We start from the raw sequence: 24,303 nt of genomic DNA, 5'->3' as shown, positions 1-24,303 counted from the left end.
CTATCTCCTTTCCTGCCCGATCAGCAGCTGCTTCCGCATGGAATAATACTTTCCCCGCGCGACAATACAGTGGTCGAGCAACTCGATGTCCATATCATTCAGGTAGCGTTCCAGCATGCGCGTCACCTCGATATCCTCGTGCGACGGGAGCGCTCTCCCATTCGGATGGTTATGGGCAATCGCCACGCCGGCCGCCTCGCTCAGCAGCGCGTTGCGGCATATCTTGCCGCAGTCCACGCGGACCTGCGCGCGCCCGCCGCGGCCGGCTTCCTCGCATTTGATCACCCTGCCGGCACCGTCGACATAGGCGGCGATCAGGACCTCCTCGCTCTCCCCCATAAACTGCGGCACGAAAAACGCGCCGATCCGTTCGCTGCTGTTAAGCTTGTCCCCATTCGCCTCCATTTTCGCCACATCGGCCTGATACCGGCCGACCAGCGCGAAAGCCACCTTGATCAGCGACGCGGTATGCGGCCCGACGCCCTTCACCTTCTGAAGCTCTTCCGGTGGCGCCTCCAGCACCGCGTGCAGCGAGCCAAAACGCTTGAGCAACGCGTGCGCGGTCGGGTTGGTATCGCCGCGCCGGATCGCGAAAAACAACAGTAATTCCAGCACCTCATGGTCGGCAAACACCTGCAGACCAAACCGGCGGAATTTTTCCCATACGCGCTGGCGGTGGTTTTCATGCAGATTGGGTTCCATGGCGGCCTCCTTTTTCCCCGTCCCGCAGCTTCACAGGTGGATCCGCTGCTCAGCCTGCCGCAGCACGCGGTCCACCAGCGGACTGTCCTGTATCTCCGGAAACGGTACGGCGGGCTGCGGTTCCCCCTCATGCGGGCGCAGGCTTTTGCCCATCCACAGCACGTCGCGCCACTGGCCGAATTTGTACATGCTCTCTTGGTACGCGCCCGAAATGATAAAGCCCATGGACTTGTGGAATTTCATGGAACGTTCGTTCGGTGAGGTGATGCCGACATAGATGTTATAGTATCCCTGCATGGTGAGCAGTTCAAACAGGGCGGCGTAGATTGCCCCGGCGATCCCATGGCGGTGCCATTCCTCCGCAACATAGATCGACGTCTCCACCGACCACTGATAGGCCGCGCGCGTGCGGTGCGGCGAAGCATAGCCGTAACCGGCCACCTCGCCATCAACCAGACAGACCAGCCACGGCAGCCTTGCCATATAGGTGCGCATCCTGCCCACGAATTCCTCCAGCGATGGCGGCGTGTATTCGCTCGACACCGTGGTCTGGATGACATAGGGCGCATACAGCGCGAGCATGGCCGGCGCATCCGCCTCGCCCGCAACGCGCAAAACAACTTCCGACATGCGGTTTCCCCTCGGTTTCATAAAAATCTGACACTTTATTATACCGCGCTGCTCTCTGTTCTTCAACAGCTTTTTCCCATTTCCGCTTCCAAAAATCGTACATCCGTTCGCCTTTCATTTGTGCGTTTTTTCGGCAAAAGCGGACGTGCTGCCACCGACCCTCCGCTGGGCGGCAAATAATTGCCCGGCCGGACCGGTTGCTTTTTCGGGCGTTTTAGGATATACTAAAGGAGCGATTTTTTGAAAGAGGAGGTCTGCGCTGTATGGTTCGCTATGGCTTTATCCACTCCAAAGAGGATATCAAATTCCTCGTTCTTTTTGCGATGGATTTGCTTCCCTTTCCGGTTTCCTTCAACGCCATCGTTGATCTGACGACCTGGTGCGACGAGGGGTTCGGCTATTTCGAGCTCAGCGAGGCCTTTTACGAAATGCTCCCAACCGGACATATCGAAGAGGTCGCGGACAGCGTCGAAACGCTGTACCGCATCACGGAAAAAGGGCGCGAGACGACCCGCATTTTTGAAAAGCAGCTCCCGTATCCAGTCCGTGAGGCGGCGCAGCGCTCCGCGCTCCGTGTCGTGCGGCAGATCCGACGGGACGCGGCGATCCGCACTCGTGTGAGCGAACGCTCGGAGCACGACCTGACGGTCCGCATGGAGATGGATCAGGTGTTTGCGATCGAGATGGATGTTGTCAACCGCGCGCAGGCCGTGCTGCTCGAGCGCACATTCAAATCCAACGCCGAAGCAATCTACCAGACCTTGCTCTCCGCCATGACCGCCAATTATGAAACCAGGAAAGAAGAAGATGCCACTTGAAATATATGAAGCAATTGGGCGTTCTGCTTGCGTGCGCTGTCGCAGGCGACGCCTTTTCCATTCTCCTGCGCGGCCGGCTGCCCGGCAATGTACTCGGCCTGACGCTGCTGCTGCTTCTGCTCGCATACGGTCCGGTCAGGCTCGGCCATATCGAGGATACGGCCGACTTTCTGCTGCACAACATGGCGTTTTTCTTTCTGCCCGCCTGTCTGGGCGTGCTTGAGATTTTTGCAGAGATCAAAAGCGAGGTGTTCGCTCTTCTGGCGGTATGCGTTTTGACCACCTTCTGCACCGCGGCCGCTACCGCATTCACCGTGCATATCGCGCTGCGACTGCAGCGTAAAAAAGACAGGGGAGGCGTCCGCCCATGACCGCTCTGCTCTCCAGCGCACCGTTTTGGATATGCGTTTCGATCGCATGCTATGCGTTCGGACAAAAGGTACAGCGCCGGACCGGCTCCGCGCTCTTCAATCCGTTGCTGATTGCTTCCGTTCTGGTTGGCTTGCTGCTGGTGTGTACTGGCACCAGCTACGAGACTTATAACCAGTCCGGCCGGCTTATCTCTTTTTTCCTGACCCCCGCTACTGTTGCCCTTGCCGTACCGATCTACCGCAAGCTGGACGTGCTCCGGCAAAACCTGTTTCCCATCCTTGCCGGCGCGCTCGTCGGCTCCGTGGTTTCCATTGCAAGCGTGATTCTTTTTTCCCGCCTGTTCGGTCTTTCGGACACGACCATGCGCTCGCTCATCCCCAAATCCGTGACCACGCCTATCGCAGTTTCCCTTTCTGAAATGCTGGGCGGGCTTGCGCCGGTCACCACGATCGCGGTGGTGTTCACCGGCATTGTTGGCGCGATGCTGCTGCCGGTGTTCCTCAAGTGCATCGGCGTGCGCAACGAGGTGCAGATGGGGCTTTCCATCGGCACCGCCGCGCATGCGGTCGGCACCTCGCGCGCTATCGAGCTGGGGGAAACCGAGGGCGCAATGAGCGGGCTTGCGATCGGTATTGCCGGGCTGCTGACTGCTTTGATCGTATCGGTCGGTTCCCTGCTCTTATCGATCTGAAAGAAATGCACCTTTGCCGGCGTTCGGAGCAGCGAGTGGAAGCCCATCGACTATGACCAACATCGTAAGAAAAAGAGGACGGAATCAATCCGTCCTCTTTCCATTTCTCAACAAACAGGCTTAGCCGAAGTAACGAGCCAGCAGACCCTCGAAAGCCTTGCCGTGGCGGGCCTCGTCGCGGGCCATTTCATGTACAGTATCGTGGATGGCGTCAAGGTTGAGCGCCTTAGCACGCTTTGCCAGATCGAACTTGCCGGCGGTTGCTCCGTTCTCCGCGTCAACACGCATCTCAAGGTTCTTCTTGGTGGAGTCGGTCACGACCTCGCCCAACAGCTCGGCGAACTTGGCGGCGTGCTCGGCTTCCTCGTAAGCCGCCTTCTCCCAGTACAGGCCGATTTCCGGATAGCCTTCACGGTGCGCAACACGAGCCATCGCCAGGTACATGCCGACCTCGGAGCACTCGCCCTCGAAGTTCGCGCGCAGATCCTTCATGATGTCTTCCGGTGCGCCCTGCGCCACGCCTACCACATGCTCGGCCGCCCAAGTCTTCTCGCCGGACTGCTCCTTGAACTTCTCAGCCGGAGCATGGCAGATCGGACACTCGGCCGGAGCCGCCTCGCCCTCATGAACATAACCGCATACGGAACAAACAAACTTTTTCATGATTTTTTCCTCCTAAAAAATATTTTTTACTTTTTCACGGGTGGAAGGAACCGCTCCATGGTAATGGAAAACAACTGCTCCCGCAGGGATTTGTTGATTTCGCCAAACACATGATGAAAATCGCATTCTTTCCGGCAGCCCACGCGCGTACACTGGAATTCATTGGCAAGGCAGTGATTGATTGCAATCGGCCCGTCGATGCATTCAATGATTTCGCCCAGACTGATCTCGGAAGGGCTTCGATTGAGCTCATACCCGCCGGCGACGCCTTTATAGGATTTTGTAATGCCGGACTGCGTCAGCTTGCGCAGAATCTTCAGCGCAAACCGAAGCGTTACCCCTGTGGTTTCAGAAATGTCCTTTGCGCATTGCTTCCCCCCTGCCAGCGCCAGACAGTAGGTCACACGAATCGCATAGTCCGCTTCATGTGTGATTCTCAAATCGTTCCTCCCTTTCTCTATTTGGAACACCTTTAGTATAGTATTGTTCAGCAAAAAAGTCAATAGGTTTTTATAGAAATAAATATATTTTTTTAATTGATATTTAATATCAATTTATTCTTCCCTGCTAACTGCCCTTTTCCCGAATACGTTTACAAAGATAGTATATCATATCGCCGGTTAAATGTCTAATCATTTTGTCTCTTTTCTGCGCCCCGTTTTGTCCAAAAACAGCGGGCGCATACCCCAAGCCGGTACGCGCCCGCCGCTGACGGCCGGATTTGGTTTTATCCCCGGCGCAAAGCGGGATGACCGCAGTCATGCCATGCCGGAGTAAGCAAGAGGGGCTGTTTCGCATCCGGAGCCCTCGTGCCGTCAAGCTCAGGCTCTTAAAAGAAGCTGATTTGCTCCTCCGTCTGCCGGCGCCGTCCCGTGCTTTCCCGCTGTACTGCCTCCGGCAGATCGCACAGGAATGGAGAAGCTTCTTTTGTCGTTGTGAGGATCAGCTCCTCCCGCGCCCGCGTCATACCCACATAGAACAGCCGCCGTTCCTCCTCGGTATCGGTCGGATGCTTTTGCGACACCAGCGGCAGCATGCCGGACGTTACTCCTGCCAGAATGACCGCCGGAAACTCCAGCCCCTTGGAGCCGTGCAGCGTCATCAGACGCACCGCGCCGGACTCCCAGCCTTTTCCCGCGGCGCGGTTTAGATCCGCCTCCTGCCCCATCGTCAGCGCATACCAGAGGCTGTCGAAATCCTCGTAAAAAACAGCCGTGTTGCGCAGGCGTTCCAGCGCGGGCGAGCTGCCATAGGCCTGCTCCCATCGTTCGACCAGTGCGCGCGGCTTTTCCCTGTCCACAAGCGGCTGCCACTCGGCTGCCCGCTCCAGCCACGCCTCCAGAAAGCCGTATCCCCGCACGACCGGTTCCCACACCTCAGGTTGGAAGCCCCCCTGTTCCGCACAAGCCTGACGCGCTTTCTGCACTAGATCCGCTGGGCAGTCCCATACCAACCGGAGCGCTGTTTCCAACGCGGTTTGATCTTCCGGCACACGCAGGAAACGGAAAAAGGACAGTACCCCGCGCACCTCGTCCGCGTCTAAAAAGTCCTCGCGCCCGCTGATGACGCAGGGGATGTCGTCGTGCCGTAGGCACTTTTCCACCAGCTCGAGCTGACGGTGGGTGCGGCAAAGCACCGCAATATCAGAAAACGCACGGACGGCGCGCTCCTGCCCATGCTTTTGTGCTTCCAGCATATCCACGCCTCCGGCAATGCGCCCTACTTCCTTGGCGACGAACACGGCCTCCGCAAAGTCGTCCGCCGCCGTGACCAGCCGCACCGCCCCCCCTGCCGGACGGCTCGGCTCCAGCACGCGCGGGCCGCCTGGATTCCGGTCAATCACCGGCAGCGCGGCCTGTAGGATCTCCGGCGTGGAGCGATAATTGCGCTTGAGCCGGATCACTCGTGTATCCGGCCGCTCCTCCTGTAAGCGTCCGAAGCAGCGCCCGCCTGCGCCGCGGAACCCATAGATCGACTGGTCGGGATCCCCGATGACGAACAGTCCCGCGCCGCCTCTGCTCCATGCGCGCACCAACTCGTACTGCACGTCATTGATATCCTGAAACTCGTCCACCAGCAAATAACGGAAGCATTTTCGGCCAGCCGTATCCAGCCGCAGCGCCTCGGCCAGTAGATCGTCAAAATCCAGCACGCCCAGCGCGCGCAGTCGTTCGTTATAGGCCTCTGCCAGCTCCCGATCAATGCCGGCAGCGTCCGCCGCTATACCGTTTTTGAGACGGGAAACACCCTGCAGCAACTCCCACGCGCCGCCTTTCCGCCCGCAGGTCCGCAGCGTTTCCGCAGCAATGGTCAGCGCCTCGCTCTGTCCCAGCAGGCGAACCTCCCCCAGAAGGCGCAGGCAGATCGAGTGAAACGTGCCGATCGTCATGCGCTGAACCGCACGCTTGCCGCCCAGCCGCTTTTCTAGGCGCTGACGCATTTCAGCAGCAGCCTGGTTCGTAAAGGTTACCGCCGTGATCTCATCCGGTTTGACGCCGCGCTCCTCCACCAGCCATGCGATGCGCGCGACCAGCGTCTTGGTCTTTCCCGTTCCCGGGCCGGCGATGACCGCTACAACAGGCCGGTCTGTCTCCACCGCTTCCCGCTGCTCCGGATTGAGCGTCTCGGGATTGGACTCCGGCAGCGCGTCCGGAGGCGTTCCCGCCTGTTTTAGCGGTATTTTGCGCGCGCCGCGTTTGCGCTTTACCGGTTCGGCGCCGAACAGGGACATCTGCCCGCTGTACTGCTCGATCTCCGCCGGAGTGAGCAGGGAAATCGTGCCGTATTCCCCGTCAAAGCCGGGGCGCCGCTCAACCTGCCCCTTGCGTAGGCGCCGGACACCCTCCGCCACGCAAGGTCCCGCCAGCCGCTCGATCTCTTCGATCGGCGACTGCCGCAGAATATGGAATTCCGGCCCCAGCTCGTGCAGCAGGCGTTCATACTGCTCCATGACCTTTTTACCGGCAGCGGAAGCGCCCGTCGAGGCTGCAATGACTTCGGGCAGCGGTGCCAGGCTCTCAAACGGCTTGGCGTTTTCCGGCCGGAAGCCCTCCGGCCGATCGGCCAGCTCCTCCACCCGATGCTCTACGCCGATCGTCAGCTTTTTCCCGCATACCGGACAAAGCCCCTCCCGCGCCGCGGTTTCCGCAGGCGTCAGGCACACGCCGCAGTTCCGGTGTCCGTCCAGATGGTATTTCCCTTCCTCCGGAAAAAATTCCACGGTCCCCAGGAACCCCTCGCCCGTCCGGATTGCATGCGTCAGCGCGGAATACGAAAGCGCGGTTTCCAGCAGATTGGCTTCGCGCCCCAGCTTGGAGGGGGAATGCGCGTCCGAATGGGAAACAAGCGTCAGCCCATCCAACTGGGAAACGCGCCAATTCATCGGCGGATCGGATGAAAGGCCGGTTTCGACCGCATGGATATGCGGCGTCAGATCCGCAAAGCATTCCTCCATCGTGTCAAAACCGGAAAAAGCGCCGAACATGGAAAAATGCGGCGTCCAGATATGCGCTGGAATAAACTCCGCGTCAGGGCAGGCTTCCAGCGTCAGCTCCAGCAGGTCGCGGCTGTCCAGCCCCAAGATCGGGCGTCCGTCCGAGCGAATGTTGCCAATCGCCTCCAGGCGGGCGGCAAGCTCGTCCGCCGCTTCCAGGCTTGGCAGTAGAATCACATTATGTACCTTCCTCGTCCGGCCGCCCCGCTTGTAGATCGAACTGATCTCGCCGGTCACGACAAAATACGGCGTCTCTCCCTGCATGCTGTCCGGCAGGCGCAGCGCTTCCCGCAGGGTATACACACCGTCGCCCGCAGGCACAAGCTGCTCTTTCAGCTCAGACCGCCATGCTGGATGGGTAAAGTCACCCGTGCCGACCAGCCGAATGCCCTTGCGTCTGGCCCACCAGTCCAGATGCGGCGCATCGCAATCCCGACTGGTTGCGCGCGAAAAACGTGAATGGATATGAAGGTCTGCAACATACATTATGGTTTCCCTCGGTCACGAAATATTTTCTTTATTATTATATCCCTATTTCAGCGCAGGGGCAATGCCCCGCGCCGAAGTGTCAAAATCAAAATTTGAACCCGTGTCCTGTTTCGGCAAATACAGATGTTTTTCAAGCAAAAGGACGGATGTCAGGAATTTGCCGAGTGGAAAGTGCAGAGAAAAATTAAACAATAAAAGCAAGCATGGCCAGGAGTGATTAAAACAATTCTTCTGTCGCCTCACACCAATGAGGGCTTAATGCCATTAGTTGTTTTTCCGTTTTTTAATCCAGTCCTTCCACCGAAACGCCATGCCAACTATACAGATGGCAATAATGGATACAAAAAAATTACAGTAAAGGCTCTATCTCTGCCAGACATTTCGTTTGTATGTGTATTAATAACGCAAAGCAGGGAAACACAATAGATTACCACGAGTCCACTTGCTGCTATTAGACAGGGCGATTCCATTCGTTTATAAAATTGAGGGGATTTCTTTTCGAGTAGTTTGTCAACAACTGCAATAGCGATCAAAAAAATCAACTGCTTTATTTCCACAGGGCTGCACGCCTCCCCGTTCCTGCATTTGTCTAATCACTCTAATCCCATCCTGCATCCCATTATATCGAACAATAGAAAAACACAAGGGAAGGGATATTGTCCCTTCCCTCACCTGCCATATATTCTCGATAGAATAAAAATCCGAACGGCAGTATCCACTCGAATACTGCCGTTCGGATAATCAAAATATGGTCCGAGTGACAGGACTTGAACCTGCGGCCTCTTGACCCCCAGTCAAGCACGCTACCAACTGCGCTACACCCGGATATTTTGGCAAGGCGCTAAACCTTGCCAAAATAGAATATCAAATTTCCACCCTGTTGTCAAGGGCTTTCCACATTTTGCACGCAAACTTTTCTCTTAAAGCGTGACTTTATGGAACGTTTTTTTACCCTTTTTGATAATGCACGCCTGTTCAAAGGCACTTTTTCCGAGCATCTGCCTGAAATCCTCGACCTTTTCACCGTTCACCGACACGCCGCCGCCCTGCACGAGCTTGCGCGCCTCTCCATTCGAGCCTGCAAGGCCACACTTGACGAGCAGCGTCAGCACGCCGATCCGGCCGTTCTCAAAGTCCCTATCCGTCAGCACGGTGGTCGGCATATTTTCACTCGTGCCGCCGCCGACAAAAATGCTTTTTGCTGCTTCCATCGCCTTGTCGGCCTCTTCCTTGCCATGCACCAGCTCGGTCAACTCATACGCAAGGATCTCTTTCGCCCGGTTGAGCTGCGCGCCCTCCCAGCGGTCCATCTCCTCGATCTGATCCATAGGCAGGAACGTCAGCATACGAATGCACTTGAGCACATCCGCATCGTCCACGTTGCGCCAGTACTGGAAAAAGTCGTAGGGAGAGGTCTTATTGGGGTCGAGCCATACCGCGCCGGACGCGGTCTTGCCCATTTTCTTGCCCTCGGAATTGAGGAGCAGCGTAATCGTCATGGCATGCGCATCCTTGCCCAGCTTTCGGCGGATCAGCTCGGTGCCGCCCAGCATGTTCGACCACTGATCGTTGCCGCCGAACTGCATGTTGCAGCCGTAGTGCTGGAACAGATAGTAAAAGTCGTAGGACTGCATAATCATATAGTTGAATTCAAGGAAGCTGAGCCCTTTTTCCATGCGCTGCTTGTAGCACTCCGCACGCAGCATATTGTTGACCGAAAAGCATGCGCCAACCTCGCGCAGCAAATCGATATAGTTCAGGCCGAGCAGCCAGTCCGCGTTGTTGACCATCTGCGCCTTGCCCTCGCCGAATTCGATAAAACGCTCCATCTGCTTTTTGAAGCAGTCGCAGTTGTGCTGGATGGTTTCAGGTGTCATCATCGAGCGCATGTCCGAGCGGCCGGAGGGGTCGCCGATATAACCTGTGCCGCCGCCGACCAGTGCGATCGGCTTGTTGCCAGCCATCTGCAGACGCTTCATCAGACACAGCGCCATAAAATGCCCGACGTGCAGGCTGTCCGCCGTAGGGTCGAAGCCGATGTAAAACGTCGCCTTGCCCTCGTTGATCATTTTACTGATCTCTTCCTCATTGGTCACCTGGGCGATGAGGCCGCGCGCCTTGAGCTCTTCATATAAAGTCATGGATGTTTTTCGTCCTTTCTGAGATAATATCACCGCGCAACATCTGCCGTTTGTCAGGGCGCGCGCTCCTTCAGGTTCTCATGAATAATGACCACTGCAATTTCTATCCTCTCTGATATTCCGCCGCTTTCTGCAAAAGCTCCCTCGCGTTCTGCAGCGACAGCTCTGTGATGGTTTCGCCCGACAGCATGCGCGCGATCTCACGGGCGCGCGACGGTTCATCCATGGGCTGCACATCGGTATAGCTTCTTTCCCCACGCACGGATTTGGAAATCAGCAGGTGATGATCCCCCATCGCCGCGATCTGCGGCAGGTGGGTAACGCAAAGCGTCTGCTTCTGCCGCCCGATATCGGACAGCTTGTACGCGATCTGCTGCGCCGCATGGCCTGAAACGCCGGTATCGATCTCGTCAAAAATCAGCATACCAACATCCTCACCCGCCGTCAAGACGTTTTTGAGCGCCAGCATAATCCGGCTCAGTTCGCCGCCCGACGCGACCTTGGACAGCGGCTTTTCCGGCTCGCCGGGGTTGACCGATATCTCAAACGTCACCGTGTCGAACCCGTGCGCGGAGAGCTTGGCTCCCGTATGCACCGCGATGCGCAGCCTCACCTTTTCCATATCGAGCGCCGCCAGCTCGCGGACGATCTCCGCCTCCAGCCGCTTTGCTGCGGCGCGGCGCGCCTCGCCCAGCCGGGCGGCGAGCGCCTTTGCTTCCGCCAGTTCTTCCTTGTACTGCGCGCGCAGCCCCTCGCGCCGGTTGTCCGAATCCTGCAACGTTTCCAGCTCCACCGCAATCCGGTCGCGGTATGCCAGCACCTCAGCAACCGTACCGCCGTATTTCTGTTTCAGGCGATAGATCAGGTCGAGCCGCTGCTCCACCCATTCCCGTTCCGTCGGTGAAAAATCAAGGGTATCGCTTCGTCCGGAAACGCTGTCGCGCAGGTCCGCCGCGAGCAGCCGCACCTCCTCCGCCTGTTCGGCCAGCCCGTCGAACGCCCCCGACACCTCGCGCAGGCCGGCAAGCGCCCCCGCCGCCTGGTCGAGCAGCGCGCACGCGCCGCCGGCGTCGTCATCTCCGTTCAGGGCGCGCCGCGCCTGCTCCAGCGCGCCCGCAATTTTCCCCGCATGGTCGAAATACGCCTTGCGCTGCGCGAGCATCTCCTCCTCGTCCGGCCGGAGCGCGGCCTGCTCGATTTCCTCCTTGTGGAACGTGAGCATATCGATGCGCTGCAGGCGCTCCTGCTCGCCGGTCTCCAACGCAGTGATCTCGCGCCGCAGCGCAAGCAGCGCCTGATACCGCGGGCGGTATTGATCCAGCAGGGCGCCGTTCCCCGCATACCCGTCCAGATAATCGATGTGATACTGCTCGTCCAGCAGCTTCTGGCCGTCGTTCTGCCCGTGAATATCGATCAGGTACGGCGCGAGCTGGCGCAGCACCGCAGCCGCGACCGGCTTCATGTTCACCCTGCAGGTGCTTTTCCCGTCCGCTGTCAACTGGCGCTGGATATGCAGCGTATCCGGCTCCTCGCCGGTCAGGGCAAGCTCGTCCAGCAGTCCGTGCAGCGCCGGCGACAGGCCGGTAAACACGGCGCTGACAAAGCCCTTCTGCGCACCGGTGCGCACCAGGTCGCGGCTGACGCGCCGGCCGAGCACCGCGCCGATCGAATCGATCACGATCGACTTGCCCGCGCCAGTCTCGCCGGACAGCACGGTCAGCCCGTCCTCCAGCTCAATATCCGCCTGCTCGATAACCGCTATATTCTCAATGTGGAGCAACTGCAGCATCGCCGCTTCCCTCCGTCACTTCAGGATGTCATGCGCCTGCCGGCAGAACCGGTCGGCGCTGTCGTTGTCGCGCATGACAACGAACACCGTGTCGTCGCCGCCGAGCGTGCCGATTACATCCGAGGCGCGCATCGCGTCGATCGCCATGGCTGCCGCCTGCCCCAGGCCGGGCAGCGTCTTAATAACCACCATATTCTGCGCCGCGTTGATCTCGGTCACACATTCGCGGAAAATGTTGCGTAGCCGGGTTGTAAAGCTGTCCGCCGCGCCGGCGGCCGCGGCCGAATACTTGTATTTCCCCGTTTCCGCGGACAGGGTCTTGATCAGGCGCAGCTCCTTGATATCGCGGGACACGGTGGCCTGTGTCGTGCTGTAACCCAATGCGCGCAAGTGGTCGGTCAGCTCCTCCTGCGTCTCAATATCGAACCGGTCGATCAGGTCAAGTATTTTCGCCTGTCTTTGAAACTTCATGCTCCGCGCCTCCCTCTTCAGAATTCAGAGTTTTTGCTGCAATATCTTGTAAAAGCTGTCTCCCTTGAGCCGCACCAGCCGGCTGCGCAGCGCGGAGCGCGTGATCTCCACCACATCGTCCGGCCGGATGGCGAAGCCCTGTCCGCCGTCGACCGAAAGGAACACCTCGCTGCCGCCCTCGCATGCTGCGCGGATGGAGATACGGCGTTCGGGCGCGAATACAAACGACTTGGCCGCCAGCGCGTGGGCGCAGATCGGAATGACCGCCATATTCTCCGCGCTCGGTTCGATCACCGGCCCGCCTGCGGACAGGCCGTACGCGGTCGAGCCGGTCGGCGTAGCCACGATCACACCGTCCCCGCTGAAGCCGGTAACGTCCTCCTCATCCGCCGCAATGCGCACCCGAACCACCCGAAACGCGGTTCCCTTGGCGACCACGATGTCGTTGAGCGCATCGTCCTCATACACCGCGCGGCCGCCGCGGCGCACCACGGCGTGCAGCATCATGCGGCTGTCAATCGAATACTCGCCCGTGAAAAGCTTTTCCATCCGGCCCAGCTCGTCCGGCTCCAGTTCGGTCATGAACCCGATATGGCCGACGTTGACGCCCAGGAGTGGCAGCTCCTGCTGCGCCGCGGCGCGCGCCAAGCGCAGCATGGTGCCGTCACCGCCCAGAACGACCGCCAGCTCCGCAAGCCGGACGCCCGCATCCGTTTCAACGTATTCCACATCGTCCAGCCCCAGTGGCGCCGACCGCATCTGGAGCGGCAGCATCAGGTGGACGCCGTCGCGCCGGAGCTGTCCACAGACCTTGGGCAGCAGGACGTGCGCCCCCTCCTTGCGCATATTGGGATAGATGAAAAAACTTTTCATGATCGTATCAGCCATCCAATTCCGCATGCGCCTGGCGCACGACTTCCTTCAGATCGGGTACGCTTTCCACACCCCGCTTCGCCAGATACCCCAAAAACTCGATGTTCCCTTCCGGCCCCTTGATCGGGGAAAACGTCACATCCTGCACCGCAAAGCCCGCTTCGCGCGCGTTTTCCACAAACCGTTCCAGCACCTCAAGATGGATCTCCGGCTCGCGCACAACGCCCTTTTTCCCGACCTTGCCCCGCCCTGCCTCGAACTGCGGCTTGATCAGGCAGGCGACGCGCCCGTCCTCTGTCAGCAGGCTGGCGACCACGGGCAGGACCAGCTTCAGAGAAATGAACGAAACGTCGATCACACAGAGCGCCGGAGACTCCTCCAGCATGTCCGGCGTGACATATCGAATATTCGTCCGCTCCATACATTTAACGCGCGGGTCCTGCCGCAGGCTCCAAGCCAGTTGGCCATAGCCCACGTCGATCGAATACACCTTGGCGGCCCCGCGCCGCAGCAAGCAGTCGGTGAAGCCGCCGGTCGACGCGCCCACGTCCATCACGGTCAGCCCCGCCGGATCGATTTGAAAATGCGCCAGTGCCTTTTCAATCTTTTTCCCGCCGCGCGACACGAATGCGTTCTCATTGCCGCGCACCTCAAGCACGGCGTTTTCGTCCACCATGTCGCCCGCCTTGCCGGCCTTTTGGCCCGCGATATAGACGATGCCCTCCATGACCGCCGTTTTTGCACGCTCGCGCGAGGGGAAAAGCCCCTTTTCAAACAGCAGTACGTCCAGTCGTTTCTTAGCCAAGCCCGTTCCCCCCTGCTTTCCGCTTTTCCGTTATATAGTCCGCCACGCTCTCCGCGTCGATGCCGCAGACGCGGTAAATATCAGACACGCTTCCATGCGGCAGAAAGCGGTCGCCCGTGTTGAGCAGATCCAGCCGCCCTCTGTGGATCTGCGCCATCGTTTCCCCAAGGCCGCCGCTCTGCACAACGTCCTCCAGCACGACGCACCAGTCCGCCTGTTCGGAGATGCGGCCGAGCTGCTCCTTGAGCGCCCCGTCGATCCGGTTGACCTTCCATACCTGCGTGCGGAGCCCACGTTCCTCCAGCAGCCGCGCCGCCGCCAACGCCTCGTTCACCAGAATGCCGTGGGTCAGCAGTACGGCATCCGGCCGCTCCGCCTCGCGCACGCACGCCGCCGGCTCCGCCGACGTATCCCTCTGGAACGCACCCTCCGCGCCGCGCGGGTAGCGGATGGCGACCGGTCCTTCCTCATGGTAGAGCGCGTCCGAAAGCATGCTGCGCAGCTCGGCGAAATTCGAGGGACAGAATATCTTCATCCCCGGGATGGCCCGCAGGAACGCGACGTCCAGCACGCCGTTATGAGTCGCGCCGTCCGCGCCCACAATGCCCGCGCGGTCCACACAGAACACCACATGCAGGCCGGAGATGGCCACGTCGTGAATCAACTGGTCATACGCGCGCTGCAGGAACGTGGAGTATATCGCAACGACCGGCAGCAGCCCCTGCGCCGACATGCCGGCCGCCATCGCCGCTGCATGCTCCTCCGCAATGCCGACGTCGAAAAAGCGAGTCGGAAACCGGAACGCGAATGGTCCCAGACCAGTACCCGAAGGCATTGCCGCCGTGATCGCGCAGATGCGTCCGTCCTTTTCCGCAAAGGAGCAAAGCTCCTTTCCGAAAAAAGTGGAAAAATCCATTTCCCCGGCCGCTTCGAAGCGGCCGGTCAGCGGGTCAAAGCTGGAAACGCCGTGATATTTTTCCGGCTCCTGCTCGCTCGGCGCGTAGCCGCGCCCCTTTTGCGTCATTACATGCAGCAGCACGGGTTTTTTCATTTTTTTCGCCTGTGCGAGCAGCTCGCACACGCTTTTCAGATCGTGTCCGTCCACCGGACCGAGATAGGTAAACCCCATCTGTTCAAACAGCGAGGTGGGCAGCACAAAGCGTTTGACGCGCGCCTTCGCGCGCGAAATCGCCCGCGACACCGCCGCGCCGCCCGGAATCCGCGCCAGCCGTTCTTTCACACGGGCCTTGGCGTGCAGGTACCGCGGGCTGACGCGCAGACGCGACAAATGTCGGCTAAGCCCGCCGACATTCTGCGCAATGGACATATTGTTATCGTTGAGCACTACCAGCAGCGGCTCGCCCGACGTTCCGGCGCTGTTAAGCGCTTCGTACGCCATACCGCCGGTCATCGCGCCGTCGCCGATCACCGCGACCACATGGTACTTCTGGTTTCTGATTGTGCGCGCGTGCGCCATGCCGAGCGCGACAGAAACCGAGTTGGAGGCGTGTCCGGTCACACAGGGGTCGGTATCGCTTTCCTCCGGCCGCATAAAGCCGCTGAGCCCGCCGTACTGCCGCAGGGTACCAAAACGGTCCCGCCGGCCGGTCAGTATCTTATGGACGTAGCTCTGGTGGCCCACATCATAGATGATACGGTCGCGCGAGGAATCAAACTCGCGCTCCAGCGCCACCGCCAGCTCGACCACGCCCAGATTGGACGCAAGATGCCCGCCCGTTTTGGAAACCGAGTCCACAATGAATTCCCGCAGGGAGGCGCAGAGCACGCTCAGCGAGTCATAGGAAAGCCCGCGCAGATCGGCTGGGCCTGTGATGGTATCTAAAATTCCGTATCGCTTCATCCATCCTTCTCCCATTGTGAAGGTCTTATGATTTCTTGCTGTCGAATGAAACCGGCAGCAGCGACAGCACACGGCCGCAAAGCGCCAGCACCTTGCTGCTGAACGCAATCGCGACACCCTTGCCCGCCGCCTTGCCGCCGATCGTCATGGCGGAGATCATGCCGGTAACCAGCAGGGAGACCGCCACGACCATTGCCGCATGCATCCCCACGGTGATATTGGCTACGATCAACGCGCCGGTCGCGCCTGAAATGATGCCGCAGATATCGCCAACCACGTCGTTGCAGATGCTCGACACCTTTTCCGCGTTGCGCGACATCCAAACCGCCTCCCGCGCGCCCCGCACCTTGTGCGCGGCCATGGAATGAAATTCCTTTTCGGTCGCCGAGGTTGCGGCAACGCCGATCATATCAAACAGAATGCCCAGCGCGATGAACAAAAACAGCACAGCAAACGACAAAACCGTATTCGCATTGCTGAGCGCTTCGTTCGACACGTAGGACATCACCACGGACAGCAGGAAGCTGGCGCAGGTGATCGTCGCCACCCAGCGCGTATTGATCAGCCGCGGCTTCTGCTGCGGCTGCGCTTTTTTCTTCTGTTTATCGGACGCTTCCAATCCCACTACTCCTTAATTAAAAAGCCGGTTCCGGCTTGCAACTTGTTTGATAAAAGTGGCGGCAGATCGAGTAAATCTTGCGGCTTGAGGTTCGGTTGGCTTTCCCCGCGGACTGCCACGCGTCGCCGTCGTGGGGGTTTCCCATTAAAGTCCGTGCCGGGATGTTGCCATCACCGGGACCGAATTGCCACTGAGTCCGCACTGCAATCCTCGATCTGCCTCTTTGCGAACAGCCTAGGTGATTTCCACTGCAGGCAACACGATTCTTAGCCTCTTTTGCAGACATGGTTTCAACCGTCAATTCCCGCGGCGTTCCTGGCCGGGAAACCGCGGGCGGATACGCTATCCACCATGGCCACGCAAGGCAGGCTACACTGCACACAGCGTTTTGCTTGTGTGCGCCGCCCATTTTCCCGCCCCCAAAAGGGGGCGGGCGGGAGAACACGCACAGTCACGCCGCACCGCAATACAGGTTTCATCCTGCACCGTAGAACATCCATCAATCAAAGCGATGCTATAGGTGTCCCACGCATACAGGTCTCCACGGCGAGAGGGTCGGTACTTCATGCCATTGAAGCGCGCCCGCAAGCCTTAACCTCCAGCATCCACCCCAAACTGGGCGTAAGAAGCAAACACCAGAGACTTCATCGATATGCCCTTCTACGGATTTTTAGGCCCGTCCTGGGAATCGTATGCGCTGACTAGGATACTGCGCCACTTATTTGTTATTTTAACACATACACAGCTCTTATTCAAGAAAACCGCATAAAAATTCACATTTAGTTTGCCCTGCCCGTCAGGCTTCGCGCAAGCTCGGTCAAAAAGCCGTTCCCCGGAAGCCCGTCGAGCGCCGCCACCGCTTCCCCGGTCAGCCGGTCCGCGAGCGCGCGGCACGCCTCCAGCCCAAGCAGAGCGGGAAAGGTCGATTTTTCATCCCGCGCGTCCTTGCCGGTCGTTTTACCGAGCGTCCGCGCATCACCCTCGATATCCAGGATATCGTCCTGAATCTGGAACGCCAGCCCGAGCTTTTCGCCGTATTCGCGCGCCGCTTCCAGCGTGCGCGCGTCGGTGCAGCCCGCCGCCGTGCAGCCCAGCTCGCACGCGGCGCGCAGCAGGCACCCTGTCTTGAGGCTTTGCAGCAGGTTCAGCGCGTCGAGCGATATCCGGCGGTGCTCCGCCCCCAGGTCGAGCACCTGTCCCGCAATCATGCCATTCATACCCGCCTCGCGTCCCAGAATGCGCACGCACCGCAACACGGCTTCCGCGTCAAGCCCCTTCGCGGCGGCGGCGGTTTCAAACGCAGCGGTCAGCAGCCCGTCGCCCGCAAGGACGGCGGTTGCCTCGTCAAACGCCTTATGGCAGGTCGGACGCCCGCGGCGCAGGTCGTCGTCATCCATGCAGGGCAGATCGTCGTGGATGAGCGAATAGGTGTGGATCATCTCAAGCGCGCAGGCAAACGGCATCGCCTTGTCCGCTTCTCCGCCGCACAAGCGGCAGAATGCCAGCACGATCACCGGCCGCAGGCGCTTGCCGCCCGCCAGCGCCGAATATTTCGCGGCCTCAAAAATACGGTCGTAGCCCTCGCCCGTTTCGCGGGAAAGGTATTGCGCCAGCGCGGCTTCGATCTGCGCGACATCCGCCTTCATCTGTTCGGAAAACGTCATTTTGCCGCCTCCTCCGCGTCAAAGGGCTGTTCGGTCAGTTCGCCCTGCGCGGTTTCCTGCATCACGGTCACTTTCTGTTCCGCCTTGTCCAGCAGCCTGCCCAGCGCGGCGGACAGCTTCGTCCCCTCCTCGAACAGCTTCATACTCTCGTTCAGCGGCGCCTCGCCCTTTTCCAGCAGGCGGACGATCTCCTCCAGCCGTTCCATCTGGTTTTCAAACGTTTTTTCAGCCATGCTATGATTCCTCCCTGATATCGGTCACGCGGCAGTCCGCCGCGCCTTTGGCAAACCGGATACGCAGCGTATCGCCTGCTTTGAGCGTGCGCGCGTCGCTGACGACCGCGCCGCGCGCCCCTTTCGTCGCGACCGCATAGCCGCGCGCCAGCACGCGCAGCGGGCTGATCGCGTCGAGCGTCGCCACAGCTTGCGTAAAGCGCAGGCGCCGCCTGTGCAGGCCGCCCTGTCCCGCCGTGGCCAAGCGCTGCCGCAGCACGGCCAGCTTCTGCGACTCGCGTCCCAGGCGCGCGGGCAGCGCGGCGCCCAGCCGGTCGGCCATCTGGTCGAGCAGCAGGCGCTTTTCCGCGATATAGTGCGCGGGGGTGCGCAGCGCGAGCCGCTCCTGCAGCCCCGCCAGGCGCTGCCCCTTTGCCTGCAGCAGCTTATGCGCAGCCGTATGCAGCCGCGTATGCAGCGCGCGGACCGAAAGCGCATACTCTGTCCGGTCGGGGACCGCAAGCTCGGCCGCGCCCGATGGCGTCGGCGCGCGCAGGTCGGCCACGAAGTCCGCGATCGTCACGTCCGGCTCGTGGCCGACCGCCGAGATCACAGGTATTTCCGAGGAAAAGATCGCCCGCGCGACGACCTCTTCATTAAACGCCCACAGATCCTCCATCGAACCGCCGCCACGGCCGCACAGGATAACGTCGGCCTCCCCCACCGCGTTGGCAAGCCCAAGCGCGCGGGCGATGCTTTCCGCCGCGCCCTGCCCCTGCACCTGCGCGGGATAGAGCGTGACCTTGGCGAGCGGCCAGCGCCGTCCCAGAATGCGGATCATATCGCGCACAGCCGCACCGGTCGGAGAGGTAACCAGCGCAATGTGCCGCGGGCAGGACGGAATGGGCTTTTTACGGCTCTCGTCAAACAGCCCTTCCGCATACAGCTTGTTTTTCAGCTGCTCAAAGGCCAGATTCAGCGCACCCGCCCCGTCCGGTATGACCTCGGAAAGATAGAGCTGCACCGCGCCCGTGCGCGGGAACGAGCTGACACGCGCCCGCACAATGACCTTCATCCCGTTCTGCAGGCGGAACTTGAGCCGCGCCGCGTCCGACCGGAACAGCACCGCGTTGATGGATGCGCCCTCGTCCTTGAGCGTCAGGTAATGATGGCCGGAGGAATGCGCTTTATAGTTGGAGATCTCGCCCTGCACCAGCAGGCTGCGGTAGCCGGGTACCGCGTCGAGCAGTTCCTTGATCTCGTTGTTCAGTTGGGTTACGGAATAGATGGTGCTCACGTTTTCATCCTTTCATACAGCCGCGAGGCGAGTACGGCCGCGCCGACCGCGTTGTCGCCCGACAATGCCGGCTCAGCGAAATATACCGCGTCCCCGAACGCCTCCCGCATCCGCGCGCGGATGACCTCGCTCGCCATCACGCCGCCCGCGCACAAAATCGGGCCGCCGTACCGCCGCACCGCCTGGTCGGACGCTTTGACGACCGCGTTTGCGACCGTTTCCAGCGCAAAGCGCGCGAGCTGCGCAGGCTCCGCAGCCTTTTGCCTATTTTCCACCTGGTTCTGCATACCGGAAAGGGAAAAGCGGCTATCCGCCACCTTTGGCGCAAAACCCTTTTCCGGCCGCGCCTGCAGCGCCAGCTTGTCCAGCGCCGCACCCGACGGGAATGGCAGGCCGAGCAGCGCGCCGGTCCGGTCGATGAACTGGCCAGCGGCAAGGTCAGTCGTGCCGCCGACGCAGGTGCAGCCCGGCAGTCCATCCTCCCCCTGCCGCACCAGCAGCAGCTCGCTCGTCCCGCCGGACAGGTGCCACGCAAGCAGGCTCCCATCCAACAGGTCGAGCCTGCCCGCGCTCAGCGCGGCCGCCGCGATATGCCCCTGCTGATGCGAGACTGCAAAAAGCGGCACAGATAGCAAATGCGCCGCGCTGCGCGCGACGCTCTCCCCCGCCAGAAAGCAGGGCATATACGAGCCCTCGACCGCGCGCGGGCGGGTGCTCACGCCGATGGCGCGCACTTCTCCTGACGGCAGGGACCCGATCTTCTCATGCAGACGCACGGTATGCTGGAACAGCGCGTCCGACTGACGCAGGCCGATCGCGCCCTCCGGCACGGACAGCAGACCGCCCTCGTTGCGCCACGCGCCCGACGACGCATCATAAACCGCCGCCGAGGTGCGGTAATTCGAGGTGTCGATCCCTAGGAAGCGCTCAGGCATCGGCCGTCTCCAGCGCCGCGGGCTTGTCCGGAAACTCCGCGCGCGCCACCGAGCCGAGTACGCCGTTGACGAACGCGGCCGCTTCGTCCGTATCGTACACCTTCGCCAGCTCGACCGCCTCGTTGATCGCCGCGCCGACCGGCACATCGTCCACATAGCGCATCTCATAGATCGCCAGGCGCAGCACCGCTGAGGTCATGCGCGACAGGCGGTTCAGCTTCCATCCCTTGGAATAGGCTTCGATCGTGCGGTCCAGCTCCTCCAGACTGCCGGCAACGCCCTTGACCACCGACCGGATGTACTGCGTCTGCTGGTCGGACAGCTTGCCCGCATACAGCGCGATATCCCCGCTGATCGAGGCCATGATGCTCTCGTCCAGGCGGTTGTTCAGATTTTCATCCTCAAACTGCTGAAACCCCATCTCAAAAATCAGATGCAGGGCAATCTCTCTCGCTTTTGTTCTGCTCACGGCGGCAAGCTCCTCCTATATTTCTGAATACGACCTATTTTATCCTATTTTCGCCAAAATTTCAAGCCGATATTCCATGAAAAGCGGGAGGATTTGGCAAAACAAAAGCGGCATGGCCGCCGCCATGCCGCTCTCCCTATCCGTTTCAGCCCTGCTCCTGTCCGGCCGCCGGCTCCTCCGCCGCCGGCGCGGGCGCGAACGTCACGCCGCCGACGTGGATATTGACCTCGGTAACTTTGAGGCCGGTCATGGATTCCACCGAAGCTTTGACGTGCTGCTGCACCTGCTTTGCCACATCGCAGATGTTGTGGCCGAACAGCGCAAGGAAGCCAATCTCGATCCGGACCGTCCCTTCCTCGCCGATCTCGATGCGAACGCCCTTGGAAATGTTTTTCTTGCTCAAAAAGCTGACGATATCGCTTGTCAGGCTGGAATACAGTCCGCTTACGCCTTCCGTTTCCGAGGCGGCAAGCGCGGCGATCGAAGCGACAACGTCTTCAGAAATACGAATGCAGCCCTGGTCGTCCTCGGTTGACCAGTACTCCTTATGATCCGCCATACTGTTCACTCTCCTTTTTACGGATTATAACACAGTTTTGGCAAAAAAGAAAGAGAAAATACCGATCAGGCCGCCTCGACAATCTTGATCTGGCCGGCCGACATGCCGGTCTCGGAGATAATGATGTCCTTGATGACCGTAACGTCCTCGGCCTGCAGGCCGCCCTCCGGCGGCGCGACGACCGCGTTTACGCTGTCGTCCCCAATCATCACAACCGCATCCTCGTACCCTTTCGCGCGGATCAGGCTCTCGATGTTCGCCTCGGCCACGGAGTCCTCGGCCAGCGCGGAGATCTGTGCCGCCGCCTCGTCCTTCGCGGTCTGGTCGGCTTCCTCGCTCTCGCTCAGCTCCTTGAGCGTGCTGACCGCCTCATCCCTCGCCTGCTCGCGGGTCAGACGCGAGGCCGCGAAGTAATCCGTCCCGTCCGCCGCGCCTTGCGCGCTTGCCGCCGCGTCCTCCGGATCGGTCTGTTCCGCGACCAGCAGGTCCTCCGGCGCATCGATGTAGCTCCAGTTGAGGTAGACCGCAACGCAAAGCAGCAGCGCGATCACTCCGTATATTGCCCCGCGTTTCTTGATTTTTTTCATGACTGCTCGCCCTCCTGTACATGGTTATTATGTTTTATGTTCCCGCCGCCATTTTCAGAACCGTAACTTTGTCCGAGCCGATGCCGCATACGGTACCGACCGCCTGCGTCACTGCAAGGCGCACCTGCGCGTTGTCCGCGCCGTCGCACAGGACGACCGCGCCACGGAACGTCGGCAGCAGGCTTTTTACCGTCACCGGCTTTTCGCCGTAGCTTCCGTCTGATACAACGGTCAGATCGCTTTCATAGCTTTGTCCTGCGTCGCCGTTCCTCGTCTGGCGGGTGTTCACAGCATATACCGCCTCCTCGGTCTGGTCGAGCGACAGCATCAGTTCCACCCGCCCCACACCCTCGATCGCCGCAAGTTTTTCGTTCAGGTCCTGCTCAAACACGGCCAGGTCGAATCCCGCCGTCTCCGGCTGTCCGGTCTGCGCCGCGGCCTGCTCCTCCCCCCCGCCGAACCACCCACCGGAGGCAAGCAGCAGCATCCCCGCCAGCAGCACGATCAGGACCGCCCGATACCGGTGCGCCAGCGGCCGCAGCTTCTCCCCCAGGTCTTTCAGCCATGCCAGCTCTGGTTTTTTCATCTTGCAATCATCTCCTGCCTTTCCTCCGGCACCCCGCACTCCTCGGTCAGAATCGCGCGCAGCTCTTCCAGGCGCGCCGCGTCCCGCCCGCCGTAATATACGGTCACGCGGTCCACCTGCAAAATCCCGTTTTCATCGTTTGCCATGGTCACATCGACCGTACAGTCGAAGCCCTCTTTTTGCGTGCGCTGCTCCACCATCTCCGCGATGCTGGCCGCGACCGTACTCATGGTGGTCTGGGTGTTTTGCTCCTGGATTGCAGCGATATCCTCCTGGGACGGCACGCCCCAGCCATCCCACGCGGCGGTGCGCAGGCCGGAGAGCGGCTGCAGCAGCGCCAGCAGCATCAGCAGACCCGCCGCAGCCTTGATGATCTCCCGCAGCGCCCCGCCGCCCACCATGCGCAGCGCAACCGCCGAGGCTACGCCCGCCAGTGTGACGCGCATCAAAATTGTCTGAAATAATTCGGTCATATCGGCTTCACCATAGCAACCACATATACCAGCTCCAAATACAAGATCAGGCAGCAGGTGCTGAGCATGCCGAGCAGCAGGCCGAAGCCCGTGCCTACCCCCTCCAAAAGCTGCCGCAGGCTGCCCGAGCACAGCGGCGACAGCACGGCCGCCCCCGCCTTATAGCACAGGTAGCTCGCGCCCGCGCGCAGGAACGGCACCAGGCAGATAGCCGTGACGCACAGCATCCCGAACACGCCGATCGAATTTTTGAGCAGCGACGCGCCGGACAGCACCGTCTCGGTCGCGTCCGAGATCACGCCCCCCACCACAGGCACCACGCCCGACACGGCAAACTTCGCCGTTTTCAGCGCCATCCTGTCCACGCTGCCCGAAACGCTCCCCGCTATGGTAAGGTATGCGGTAAATAGCGTCAAAATGAGCTTGAGCGCACCCGAGGTCAGGCTCTTGATCCCGTCCGCGAGGCCGCGCAGCATGCCGTTGCCGGTCGCCGCGTCCACTGCGGTGATCGCAAGATACGCACAGGCCGCCGGCACCATCAGCGTATGGATCAGGCGGATAACAAGGTCGAACACCACCATCGTCGCCACCTGCAGCACGGTGGCGGTCGCGGCGCTGCCGCCGGCCGACAGCGCGGCTGCCAACACCGGCTGCAGCGTGCCGGAAAACAGGCTGATCTGCTCCAGCGTATCGCGGCAGAGCGACAGCACGCCGGAAAAGTCCTGCAGCAACACGGCAGCGCAGCCGAGGGCGCCCGCCATATCGATCCATGCGTCCGCTTCGCCGCCCGCCGCCGCGGAAAAGCCGCGCGCCATCGCGGTGAGCAGGATCACGACCGCTACCCGCGCCAGGCTATGTACCGCGTTCTGCAGCGCGCTGCGGCTGTCCTCCGATACGTTGTCCAGCAGGCGCGCGAGCGAGCCTGCCAGCTCGTCGGCGGTTTCCGGCTGGATGCCGTCCAGATACCCCCGCCGCTCCTCCGGCACCGCGCCGAGAAGCGATTCCCCGCCCGTCTGCCCGATATCCACACCCGATGCCGCCGCTCCGGCGGATACGAGGCAGGCCAGGAGGACGAGCCATACAACGACCAGTTTTTTCATCCAT

General features: G+C 60.6%; 25 protein-coding genes and 1 tRNA gene. 3 read left to right on the top strand and 23 right to left on the bottom strand.

The genetic code is table 11. From position 1 onward, the window contains the following. The gene (locus OCV66_RS08675; protein WP_054327324.1) at positions 1 to 702 is read right to left on the bottom strand and encodes a JAB domain-containing protein; all 702 of its coding nucleotides are present in this window, start codon (positions 700 to 702) and stop codon (positions 1 to 3) included. 30 nt (positions 703 to 732) lie between these two features. Next, on the bottom strand, positions 733 to 1,332 hold the full coding sequence (locus OCV66_RS08670) for a GNAT family N-acetyltransferase (RefSeq protein ID WP_054327323.1): 600 nt from the start codon (positions 1,330 to 1,332) through the stop codon (positions 733 to 735). A 263-nt stretch (positions 1,333 to 1,595) separates the two neighbouring features. On the opposite strand from OCV66_RS08670, the gene OCV66_RS08665 reads away from it, so the two are divergent. Genes OCV66_RS08665 through OCV66_RS08655 form a run of 3 tightly spaced genes read left to right on the top strand, consistent with a single transcriptional unit; the run spans position 1,596 to position 3,213 of the window. Continuing rightward, complete coding sequence (locus tag OCV66_RS08665; protein WP_054327322.1) at positions 1,596 to 2,150, top strand: DUF4364 family protein; 555 nt, start codon at positions 1,596 to 1,598, stop codon at positions 2,148 to 2,150. Positions 2,151 to 2,155: 5 nt separating this feature from the next. Next, positions 2,156 to 2,521 carry a CidA/LrgA family protein gene (locus OCV66_RS08660; protein WP_147574152.1) on the top strand — a complete coding sequence of 122 codons (366 nt, stop codon included), beginning with the start codon at positions 2,156 to 2,158 and terminating at the stop codon, positions 2,519 to 2,521. Continuing rightward, entirely contained in the window at positions 2,518 to 3,213 is a 696-nt protein-coding gene (locus tag OCV66_RS08655) for an LrgB family protein (RefSeq protein ID WP_054327320.1), read from the top strand. Before OCV66_RS08660 ends, OCV66_RS08655 begins: the two co-directional genes overlap by 4 nt. Before the next feature lie 120 nt (positions 3,214 to 3,333). Here the strand turns inward: OCV66_RS08655 and OCV66_RS08650 are convergent, their stop codons facing one another. The 21 genes from OCV66_RS08650 to OCV66_RS08550 all read right to left on the bottom strand — a co-directional run bounded on the left by OCV66_RS08650 (position 3,334) and on the right by OCV66_RS08550 (position 24,299). Beyond that, the gene (locus OCV66_RS08650) at positions 3,334 to 3,876 is read right to left on the bottom strand and encodes an NADH peroxidase (protein ID WP_054327319.1); all 543 of its coding nucleotides are present in this window, start codon (positions 3,874 to 3,876) and stop codon (positions 3,334 to 3,336) included. A 26-nt stretch (positions 3,877 to 3,902) separates the two neighbouring features. After that, complete coding sequence (locus OCV66_RS08645) at positions 3,903 to 4,316, bottom strand: RrF2 family transcriptional regulator (protein ID WP_054327318.1); 414 nt, start codon at positions 4,314 to 4,316, stop codon at positions 3,903 to 3,905. 389 nt (positions 4,317 to 4,705) lie between these two features. Beyond that, entirely contained in the window at positions 4,706 to 7,855 is a 3,150-nt protein-coding gene (locus OCV66_RS08640) for a UvrD-helicase domain-containing protein (RefSeq protein WP_147574151.1), read from the bottom strand. A gap of 752 nt (positions 7,856 to 8,607) precedes the next feature. Then, positions 8,608 to 8,683, bottom strand: a tRNA-Pro gene (locus OCV66_RS08635). Positions 8,684 to 8,778: 95 nt separating this feature from the next. Further along, complete coding sequence (gene tyrS / locus OCV66_RS08630; protein ID WP_147574150.1) at positions 8,779 to 9,999, bottom strand: tyrosine--tRNA ligase; 1,221 nt, start codon at positions 9,997 to 9,999, stop codon at positions 8,779 to 8,781. 103 nt (positions 10,000 to 10,102) lie between these two features. Then, the gene (gene recN, locus OCV66_RS08625) at positions 10,103 to 11,788 is read right to left on the bottom strand and encodes a DNA repair protein RecN (protein ID WP_054327317.1); all 1,686 of its coding nucleotides are present in this window, start codon (positions 11,786 to 11,788) and stop codon (positions 10,103 to 10,105) included. A gap of 15 nt (positions 11,789 to 11,803) precedes the next feature. Further along, positions 11,804 to 12,259, bottom strand: a complete 456-nt coding sequence (locus OCV66_RS08620; RefSeq protein WP_054327316.1) for an arginine repressor — start codon at positions 12,257 to 12,259, stop codon at positions 11,804 to 11,806. A 24-nt stretch (positions 12,260 to 12,283) separates the two neighbouring features. Further along, the gene (locus OCV66_RS08615) at positions 12,284 to 13,147 is read right to left on the bottom strand and encodes an NAD(+)/NADH kinase (RefSeq protein WP_159068206.1); all 864 of its coding nucleotides are present in this window, start codon (positions 13,145 to 13,147) and stop codon (positions 12,284 to 12,286) included. After that, the gene (locus OCV66_RS08610) at positions 13,140 to 13,937 is read right to left on the bottom strand and encodes a TlyA family RNA methyltransferase (protein ID WP_107631986.1); all 798 of its coding nucleotides are present in this window, start codon (positions 13,935 to 13,937) and stop codon (positions 13,140 to 13,142) included. Before OCV66_RS08610 ends, OCV66_RS08615 begins: the two co-directional genes overlap by 8 nt. Beyond that, on the bottom strand, positions 13,930 to 15,798 hold the full coding sequence (gene dxs / locus OCV66_RS08605; protein ID WP_107631985.1) for a 1-deoxy-D-xylulose-5-phosphate synthase: 1,869 nt from the start codon (positions 15,796 to 15,798) through the stop codon (positions 13,930 to 13,932). The genes OCV66_RS08610 and dxs overlap by 8 nt, the downstream gene beginning before the upstream one ends. Before the next feature lie 25 nt (positions 15,799 to 15,823). After that, entirely contained in the window at positions 15,824 to 16,417 is a 594-nt protein-coding gene (locus tag OCV66_RS08600) for a hypothetical protein (protein ID WP_107631984.1), read from the bottom strand. Positions 16,418 to 17,196: 779 nt separating this feature from the next. Continuing rightward, complete coding sequence (locus tag OCV66_RS08595; protein WP_054327313.1) at positions 17,197 to 18,081, bottom strand: polyprenyl synthetase family protein; 885 nt, start codon at positions 18,079 to 18,081, stop codon at positions 17,197 to 17,199. Further along, the gene (gene xseB / locus OCV66_RS08590; protein ID WP_107631983.1) at positions 18,078 to 18,314 is read right to left on the bottom strand and encodes an exodeoxyribonuclease VII small subunit; all 237 of its coding nucleotides are present in this window, start codon (positions 18,312 to 18,314) and stop codon (positions 18,078 to 18,080) included. The genes OCV66_RS08595 and xseB overlap by 4 nt, the downstream gene beginning before the upstream one ends. A gap of 1 nt (position 18,315) precedes the next feature. Beyond that, entirely contained in the window at positions 18,316 to 19,590 is a 1,275-nt protein-coding gene (xseA, locus tag OCV66_RS08585) for an exodeoxyribonuclease VII large subunit (RefSeq protein ID WP_054327311.1), read from the bottom strand. After that, on the bottom strand, positions 19,587 to 20,525 hold the full coding sequence (locus OCV66_RS08580) for a tRNA (adenosine(37)-N6)-threonylcarbamoyltransferase complex transferase subunit TsaD (RefSeq protein WP_054327310.1): 939 nt from the start codon (positions 20,523 to 20,525) through the stop codon (positions 19,587 to 19,589). The genes xseA and OCV66_RS08580 overlap by 4 nt, the downstream gene beginning before the upstream one ends. Next, entirely contained in the window at positions 20,518 to 20,994 is a 477-nt protein-coding gene (gene nusB, locus OCV66_RS08575) for a transcription antitermination factor NusB (protein WP_054327309.1), read from the bottom strand. The genes OCV66_RS08580 and nusB overlap by 8 nt, the downstream gene beginning before the upstream one ends. A gap of 145 nt (positions 20,995 to 21,139) precedes the next feature. Next, positions 21,140 to 21,553, bottom strand: a complete 414-nt coding sequence (locus OCV66_RS08570) for an Asp23/Gls24 family envelope stress response protein (protein WP_054327308.1) — start codon at positions 21,551 to 21,553, stop codon at positions 21,140 to 21,142. Positions 21,554 to 21,618: 65 nt separating this feature from the next. Then, positions 21,619 to 22,140 carry a SpoIIIAH-like family protein gene (locus OCV66_RS08565; protein ID WP_147574149.1) on the bottom strand — a complete coding sequence of 174 codons (522 nt, stop codon included), beginning with the start codon at positions 22,138 to 22,140 and terminating at the stop codon, positions 21,619 to 21,621. A 34-nt stretch (positions 22,141 to 22,174) separates the two neighbouring features. Continuing rightward, the gene (locus tag OCV66_RS08560; protein WP_107631980.1) at positions 22,175 to 22,726 is read right to left on the bottom strand and encodes a hypothetical protein; all 552 of its coding nucleotides are present in this window, start codon (positions 22,724 to 22,726) and stop codon (positions 22,175 to 22,177) included. Continuing rightward, positions 22,723 to 23,199, bottom strand: a complete 477-nt coding sequence (locus OCV66_RS08555; protein WP_054327305.1) for a hypothetical protein — start codon at positions 23,197 to 23,199, stop codon at positions 22,723 to 22,725. Before OCV66_RS08555 ends, OCV66_RS08560 begins: the two co-directional genes overlap by 4 nt. Beyond that, positions 23,196 to 24,299 carry a stage III sporulation protein AE gene (locus OCV66_RS08550; RefSeq protein WP_262564265.1) on the bottom strand — a complete coding sequence of 368 codons (1,104 nt, stop codon included), beginning with the start codon at positions 24,297 to 24,299 and terminating at the stop codon, positions 23,196 to 23,198. Before OCV66_RS08550 ends, OCV66_RS08555 begins: the two co-directional genes overlap by 4 nt. Positions 24,300 to 24,303 lie beyond the last annotated feature (4 nt).

Origin of the sequence: Agathobaculum ammoniilyticum, from assembly GCF_025567315.1 — a bacterium.
GTDB classification, from domain to species: Bacteria; Bacillota; Clostridia; order Oscillospirales; family Butyricicoccaceae; genus Agathobaculum; species Agathobaculum ammoniilyticum.
This window is presented reverse-complemented; position numbering and strand designations above follow the sequence as displayed.

Bases quoted from the DNA above. Each gene is read 5' to 3' on its own strand.
- OCV66_RS08675 (WP_054327324.1), bottom strand. From the start codon at position 702: ATGGAACCCAATCTGCATGAAAACCACCGCCAGCGCGTATGGGAAAAA.
- OCV66_RS08670 (WP_054327323.1), bottom strand. From the start codon at position 1,332: ATGTCGGAAGTTGTTTTGCGCGTTGCGGGCGAGGCGGATGCGCCGGCC.
- OCV66_RS08665 (WP_054327322.1), top strand. From the start codon at position 1,596: ATGGTTCGCTATGGCTTTATCCACTCCAAAGAGGATATCAAATTCCTC.
- OCV66_RS08660 (WP_147574152.1), top strand. From the start codon at position 2,156: ATGAAGCAATTGGGCGTTCTGCTTGCGTGCGCTGTCGCAGGCGACGCC.
- OCV66_RS08655 (WP_054327320.1), top strand. From the start codon at position 2,518: ATGACCGCTCTGCTCTCCAGCGCACCGTTTTGGATATGCGTTTCGATC.
- OCV66_RS08650 (WP_054327319.1), bottom strand. From the start codon at position 3,876: ATGAAAAAGTTTGTTTGTTCCGTATGCGGTTATGTTCATGAGGGCGAG.
- OCV66_RS08640 (WP_147574151.1), bottom strand. From the start codon at position 7,855: ATGTATGTTGCAGACCTTCATATCCATTCACGTTTTTCGCGCGCAACC.
- tyrS (WP_147574150.1), bottom strand. From the start codon at position 9,999: ATGACTTTATATGAAGAGCTCAAGGCGCGCGGCCTCATCGCCCAGGTG.
- recN (WP_054327317.1), bottom strand. From the start codon at position 11,788: ATGCTGCAGTTGCTCCACATTGAGAATATAGCGGTTATCGAGCAGGCG.
- OCV66_RS08620 (WP_054327316.1), bottom strand. From the start codon at position 12,259: ATGAAGTTTCAAAGACAGGCGAAAATACTTGACCTGATCGACCGGTTC.
- OCV66_RS08615 (WP_159068206.1), bottom strand. From the start codon at position 13,147: ATGGCTGATACGATCATGAAAAGTTTTTTCATCTATCCCAATATGCGC.
- dxs (WP_107631985.1), bottom strand. From the start codon at position 15,798: ATGAAGCGATACGGAATTTTAGATACCATCACAGGCCCAGCCGATCTG.
- OCV66_RS08595 (WP_054327313.1), bottom strand. From the start codon at position 18,081: ATGACGTTTTCCGAACAGATGAAGGCGGATGTCGCGCAGATCGAAGCC.
- xseB (WP_107631983.1), bottom strand. From the start codon at position 18,314: ATGGCTGAAAAAACGTTTGAAAACCAGATGGAACGGCTGGAGGAGATC.
- OCV66_RS08580 (WP_054327310.1), bottom strand. From the start codon at position 20,525: ATGCCTGAGCGCTTCCTAGGGATCGACACCTCGAATTACCGCACCTCG.
- OCV66_RS08570 (WP_054327308.1), bottom strand. From the start codon at position 21,553: ATGGCGGATCATAAGGAGTACTGGTCAACCGAGGACGACCAGGGCTGC.
- OCV66_RS08565 (WP_147574149.1), bottom strand. From the start codon at position 22,140: ATGAAAAAAATCAAGAAACGCGGGGCAATATACGGAGTGATCGCGCTG.
- OCV66_RS08560 (WP_107631980.1), bottom strand. From the start codon at position 22,726: ATGAAAAAACCAGAGCTGGCATGGCTGAAAGACCTGGGGGAGAAGCTG.
- OCV66_RS08555 (WP_054327305.1), bottom strand. From the start codon at position 23,199: ATGACCGAATTATTTCAGACAATTTTGATGCGCGTCACACTGGCGGGC.
- OCV66_RS08550 (WP_262564265.1), bottom strand. From the start codon at position 24,299: ATGAAAAAACTGGTCGTTGTATGGCTCGTCCTCCTGGCCTGCCTCGTA.